Raw genomic sequence first — 1,419 nt, 5'->3', positions numbered from 1 at the left:
GGCTCTTCGCATTTAAGGGTGTAGAAAAAATCTGACCGGCTGGAAAAGGAGTCGAGGATCTTAGAAAATGTAAGCTCTCACACCAACAAAAACTAAGCCCCCGACGTGAACAATCTTACCTTTTCTAGCCCTGATCTTTCCAGCTTTTGCCAACTGAATAACCTCGGCCTGACTGCCACTGGACAACATCTTTGTGCAGAGCGCGCCGTCATCGAATGTCGTTTAACCAAAGCACCCGAGCCATGCCCCAAGTGCGGGGCTGCTGGTGTTTCACGCGGTACTGTCGATAGGCATCTTGCTCACACACCTTACGGACAACGACCAACCAGATTGCTGCTGCGTATCCGTCGCTGGCGTTGTGCTTGCGGCTGTTTCTGGCATGAAGATACAAACAGTGCAGCACCTCCACGTTCAAAGCTTTCATATGGGGCGATACGCTGGGCATTAGCTGCCATCGTGCTGGATCATCTGTCGGTATCTCGTGTTGCGAGCCAGCTTGATGTTGCATGGCACACCGCTAATAATGCCATTATCAACGAAGGACGGCGCCTGCTTTTTAATGACTCGACACGTTTTGACGGTGTGACCGTGCTGGGCGTGGATGAGCATGTTTGGCGACATACACGCTGTGGTGACAAGTACGTCACCATCGTGGTTGACCTTACGCCCGTGCGTAACAAAAACGGGCCGGCCCGCTTGCTCGATGTGCTGGAAGGCCGCTCCAAACAAGCCTTTAAGCAATGGCTACAGAGTCGCCCCAAATCGTGGCGTGACCAGATCGAAAGCATTGCCATGGACGGTTTTACGGGGTTTAAATCTGCAGCGCAAGAAGCCCTGCCTCAAGCCCAAACCGTGCTGGATCCTTTCCATGTCGTGCGCTGGGCAAGCAACATGCTGGATGAATGCCGCCGGCGTGTGCAACACGACATCCTGGGCCGCAGAGGGCGTAAAAATGACCCGCTCTACAAAAGCCGTCGAACGCTACTGACTCGGATCAGCTACCTGTCTGACGCCAACAAAAAGCAACTGTTCCAGCTGTTTGCAGATGAGCACCACCTCGAAGTGGATTGCACCTGGAGCATGTACCAACGGGTGGTCAGCGCCTACAACGAGCCGGATCGAAAACGTGGTAAAAAACTCATGGAAGAGGTCATAAATATCATTACAGCCAGCGACTTGCCCAAAGCGCTCATCGAGGTGAAAGGCTTGGGGGAAACGCTGAAAAAATACGCTGAGAGCATCCTTGCCTACTTCGACCGGCCAGGAACCAGCAACGGTCCAACAGAAGCTATCAACGGGCGACTTGAGCACTTACGAGGTACCGCCTTGGGCTTTAGAAATTTAACCAATTACATAGCCAGGTGCTTGCTGAAGTCAGGAGGGTTTAGAAATCAGCTACACCCTTAAATGCGAAGAGCC

General features: G+C 52.6%; 1 protein-coding gene. It reads left to right on the top strand.

The genetic code is table 11. The annotated features are described in order from the left end of the window. Positions 1-105: 105 nt before the first annotated feature. Positions 106-1,407, top strand: a complete 1,302-nt coding sequence (locus HX812_RS31265) for an ISL3-like element IS1411 family transposase (RefSeq protein ID WP_011920678.1) — start codon at positions 106-108, stop codon at positions 1,405-1,407. The last annotated feature ends 12 nt before the right edge of the window (positions 1,408-1,419 follow it).

Origin of the sequence: Pseudomonas sp. IPO3749 (assembly GCF_013386605.1) — a bacterium.
GTDB classification, from domain to species: domain Bacteria; phylum Pseudomonadota; class Gammaproteobacteria; order Pseudomonadales; family Pseudomonadaceae; genus Aquipseudomonas; species Aquipseudomonas azotoformans_A.
The sequence above is the reverse complement of the archived record's forward strand: the minus strand, read 5'-3'. Positions and strand labels throughout refer to the sequence as shown.